This is a genomic window from Protofrankia sp. Cr1, from assembly GCF_963555865.1.
Lineage (GTDB): Bacteria > Actinomycetota > Actinomycetes > Frankiales > Frankiaceae > Protofrankia.
The window spans coordinates 4680-5157 of sequence record NZ_CAUVXO010000441.1 but is presented as its reverse complement, the minus strand read 5'-3'; the positions used below and the strand labels follow the sequence as shown (position 1 = coordinate 5157).

The 478-nt window shown below is 66.3% G+C and carries 1 pseudogene; it reads right to left on the bottom strand.

Annotated elements, in window-relative coordinates:
* Positions 1–208: 208 nt before the first annotated feature.
* Positions 209–478, bottom strand: a pseudogene (locus U9980_RS23240) (hypothetical protein); the annotation flags it as partial.

Sequence of the window (478 nt, the reverse complement as noted above, 5' to 3'; positions counted from 1 at the left end):
CCGTAGCATCCGCCGAAAAACGAGCGGATATGGCTGGCCTGCGGGGATCCGGTCGGGAAACTGCGCGAAGAACAGCGGAGTCGGCGCGGCCGGGTAAGGCGCTGTCCAGCAGATCACCGCTACCGCCAACGGACGCCACGAGTCCTTCCTCGGCCCCACTCTCGCCCATCCGGAGGTCACCTGGGGTACCCCTGCCGCCCGGGATCGACTACTGGTCCTCCGCGAGGCGACGCAGAATATTCGCCAGGAGGATGACGGTGTCGGCGGCGATTCCCGCGTCTCGTCGGGACGAGGTGGAGGTGTGTTTCACCTGCTGGGCGAAGGCGAAGGCGATGGCGGACCTGGCGAGCCTGCGTAGCTCATCGTTGCTCGATCCGGGGGCCGCAAGCTCGACGTACCGTTCGATCCGGATCTTTGTCTTGCCGACGGGTGGCTCTTCCTCCCCCTCCCGCAAGTGGAGCTTGGGGTCGTACACCTG